This is a genomic window from Mycobacterium sp., assembly GCF_049281135.1.
In the GTDB taxonomy this organism is placed as follows: domain Bacteria; phylum Actinomycetota; class Actinomycetes; order Mycobacteriales; family Mycobacteriaceae; genus Mycobacterium.
Genome location: NZ_JBAPRN010000706.1, coordinates 1 through 3,580, shown reverse-complemented (window position 1 = coordinate 3,580; position 3,580 = coordinate 1). Strand labels below are relative to the sequence as shown.

Here is a 3,580-nt window from a genome sequence, read left to right as displayed (position 1 = left end):
GTGGAGGCCCTGACGACCGACGCCGGACGCCGCGCGTTGGTCGCGGCGCGCGAGACCGACACCACCAGCACCCGGGTATACGACATCGTCCGTCATCTGCCGTGGGCGGAGCGGTTCCCGTCGCGCGTGCTGCGCAACGACTTCGTCGCCCGCTGGACCGGACATGAGGACGCGTTGGCCGAAGACGCCGATGCTGAAGCCGAACTCGCCACCGCGATCGCGGCCGATGATCGCCGAATCGCGGCGGTCGATGCCGGCCAGGGCGTCGGGATGGTCACCGACGTCGCCCCGGTGGGCGAGGTCATCGAACGCCTCTGCACGGGCGCCCACGCATTACTCGCGGGCTGGGGCCATCGCGTCAGCGGCGACACTTAAACGATTGCGACTTGCAGCGGTGTTTCGTCGCAACCAGCTAAGTGTCGAGGCATCCTCTCCCGTGCAGCGCCGCTCGGACGCGCTGCACGGTGTCTCCCGGTCCATCCTCGGCAATTACTCGGATGACGATCCATCCCATCGCCTCCAGCTTGCGCAGTCGCCGATGATCCTTCGCGTATTGCCTACGGTTGGTTCGGTGCTGGTCGCCGTCGTATTCGACTGCCACTTTGTATGTCTCCCAGCCCATGTCGAGCACAGCAACCAGTCGCCACAGCTCATATACGGGTATCTGCGTGGCTGGAACGGGAAGTCCAGCGTCGATCAAGAGCAGCCGGAGCCAAGTCTCTTTTGGTGGGGGTCCCCGCCGTCGACAAGCGGCAAGGCGGCCCGCAGCTGTCGCAAGCCGCGAGCGCCCGGATGGCGCTTGCTCAGCCGTCGGACCTCCTCGATCGGAAACGGGCTGGCCCGCACGAGCGCGTCCATTCGCGCTATTGCTCCGCTGCGTGGCAAAAGCCGACCGAGATCATATGCAGTCCGCTCGGGCGTGGTGATCGGGAGTCCGGCGACGCGAGTGACCTCGTCACCGCGAATTCGTTGGTTACGGGTAACGATGCCTACCGGTGGATGTGGGTTGCGCCAGATCAACTCGATGGGAACGTCGTCGTCGATCCAGTCAGAGCCATGCCATGCCGCAGCAGCGAGACCGGCTAGGACGCCGCGACGACCCGACCACAGCCATGCCGCCTCCGAACGTTGCCGTAGCGATGGAGTTGAGTACTCGGCCAGATACACGTCGGGATAGATCGACCGGAATCGCGATCGGAGCTGATACGGACTCAGCTTGCCCTCTCGTACGGCCTCGCTGCCACGGAATACATCACGCATACAGGATCGGAGTTTCGACCAACTCTGACGGTTCCCGACACGTAAGCCAGCGCGACTCGCATCGGCGTTTCGTCGCAACTAGTTACGTGTCGGCAAGCAGCAGACCGGTCACACCGCCCGTACGTAGCGCTTGTTCATCACGCGCTGCAGCAGCGAGGTAAACGGTCCACCGGCTTTGCTCCACCACGTCGCCGGCCGGGAGAAGGCGGAGACCTCGGCGAACACCGCGGAGGTGACGGGGTCATGGCGCACCACGAACCGCTCCTCGCCGGACTCTGGATGCCCGGGCAACGTGCCGTAGGCGAATCCCTTCACGTGCGGCTCGTCGACGACGTACACGACCCGGCAAGGTGCCTTCAGGAAACCGATTTTCACCACGACCACCGTGCCGACGGTGATCAATTCGCTGCTGGGCTGCACGCGCAGGCCGGAGCCGCGCTGCATGCCCCAGTGCATCACCGCGTCAGCGGCCTGCTCGAAGCGCAGCTGACCCATCCCGATGTGGGCCGAGTAGCCAATGTGCTTGTACCCCGGGGGCGGCGGGCCGGCAGTCGCGCCCACCTCCGGATAGGTGAAGGGCAGTTGAGCAATCGTGTGCAAGTCCACCGGGCCAGCTTGCCACGCGGACGTGGCCGGTTTTTGCGGGCTCGCGTACGGTCGGCGATGTGACTACGCAAGCTCCCGCCCAGGCATCCGGAACCTTCACTCTTGGCGGTGATCTCACCATCAACCGCCTCGGCTACGGCGCAATGCGTCTGACCGGCAAGGGGGTTTGGGGCCCACCCGCCGACCGAGACGAAGCGGTTCGCGTGCTGCGGCGCGCTGCCGAACTCGGCGTCAACTTCATCGACACCGCGAATTCATACGGCCCCTACTTCGCCGAGGAGATCATCCGGGAGGCGTTGCATCCCTACGACGGGCTGGTGATCGCGACCAAGGCCGGATTGCTGCGCACCGGACCCGACGCATGGGTTCCGCTGGGCTTCCCCGCCTACCTGCGTCAAGAGGCCGAGCTCAGCCTGCGCCGGCTCGGCGTGGAGACCATCGACCTGTTTCAGCTGCACCGCATCGACGACAAATTCCCGCTGGAAGACCAGATCGGCGAGCTGGTCAAGTTGCAGCAGGAAGGCAAGATCCGCCACATCGGTCTGTCAGAGATCAACGTCGACCAGCTGCACGCCGTCCAAAAGATCACGCAGATTGTCTCGGTGCAGAACCTCTACAACCTGACCAACCGTTCGGCCGAAGCGCTCCTGGACGAGGTCACCAAACAGGGGATCGGTTTCATTCCGTGGTTCCCGCTGGCCGCGGGTCCCCTCGCGGCGCCGGACGGTCCACTCGCCAAGCTCGGCGCCGAGCACGGCCACGCGACGCCCTCGCAGCTGGCGCTGGCCTGGTTGCTGAAACGCTCACCGGTGGTCCTCCCGATTCCGGGCACCTCGAGCGTCGCGCACCTGGAGCAGAACGTCGCCGCCGCCGAGATCGAGCTCAGCGACGACGAGTTCGCGAAGCTGAGCGAGCTCGGCAAGCAGAACGCCTAGCCCGGCGCCGACGCGCGCCGCCGGGCAATACGGTGTTCTGGTGGCCGGCGAACATGCGCGACATCCGGGTGGTGGATTCAACCCGCCCGAACCTACGACCAAGGGCGGCCCGGACTACGGCCGGTTCATCGAGGCGGTACGCACGCTGCAGGACCACGCCCGAGCGGTCGACGCGCCCGACGACGTGATCAGCGAGGCGGCCAACCTGGTCGAAAAGGTCTCGGACTTACTCGGCCCGTTCGACACCGATGAGTGGGCGACCCCGTCCGGGCGCCGCATCGACTTGCCGAACCGCGGCAACATCCTGCCGGTGCCGATGAAGGTGCGCAGAACTGACGACGGGCGCATCGAGGGCTGGGCCCGCTTCCGACGATTCCATCTGGGCCGCAACGGCGCCGTTCACGGCGGTGCGCTCGGGCTGCTGTTCGATTCCGTCTTGGGCATGACGTCCGGGGTTATCACCGGCGGTCCGCGCCAGCGCACGGCGTACCTTCACGTCAACTACCGCCAGATCGTGCCGATCAATCAGGAGCTGCAGGTCGACGCGCGCGTCGACCGGGTGGAAGGCCGAAAGATCTTCGTATCCGGCCGGCTCAGCGACGGCGACACCGTGCTCACGGACGCCGAGGCCCTGTTCGTCCTCCTCAAACCGGGCCAGCCGTAAGGCTGCAACCCCTCGGCAATAACCATCCCGATAGCATGGTCGGGTCCCTTTGAACACCCGAAAGCCATGGAGACCGCGTCGATGACCGCCCTCGCACACCCCGCCCCAGCAGCAC

At 65.9% G+C, this 3,580-nt stretch carries 3 protein-coding genes and 2 pseudogenes; 3 read left to right on the top strand and 2 right to left on the bottom strand.

Features of this window, described 5'->3' with window-relative positions; translation table 11 throughout:
• Positions 1-375 (top strand): annotated as a pseudogene (locus tag WAN02_RS28120) (nitronate monooxygenase); the annotation flags it as partial.
• Positions 376-412: 37 nt separating this feature from the next.
• Here the strand turns inward: WAN02_RS28120 and WAN02_RS28115 are convergent.
• Both WAN02_RS28115 and WAN02_RS28110 read right to left on the bottom strand, forming a co-directional pair.
• Positions 413-1,260, bottom strand: a pseudogene (locus tag WAN02_RS28115) (DUF559 domain-containing protein).
• Positions 1,261-1,368: 108 nt separating this feature from the next.
• Positions 1,369-1,866, bottom strand: a complete 498-nt coding sequence (locus tag WAN02_RS28110) for a DUF1990 family protein (RefSeq protein WP_422268574.1) — start codon at positions 1,864-1,866, stop codon at positions 1,369-1,371.
• A 59-nt stretch (positions 1,867-1,925) separates the two neighbouring features.
• Here WAN02_RS28110 and WAN02_RS28105 point away from each other — a divergent pair, with 59 nt between their 5' ends.
• Together WAN02_RS28105 and WAN02_RS28100 are read left to right on the top strand one after the other, a co-directional pair.
• Complete coding sequence (locus WAN02_RS28105; protein WP_422268572.1) at positions 1,926-2,801, top strand: aldo/keto reductase; 876 nt, start codon at positions 1,926-1,928, stop codon at positions 2,799-2,801.
• 37 nt (positions 2,802-2,838) lie between these two features.
• On the top strand, positions 2,839-3,465 hold the full coding sequence (locus tag WAN02_RS28100) for a PaaI family thioesterase (RefSeq protein WP_422268576.1): 627 nt from the start codon (positions 2,839-2,841) through the stop codon (positions 3,463-3,465).
• Positions 3,466-3,580: the final 115 nt, after the last annotated feature.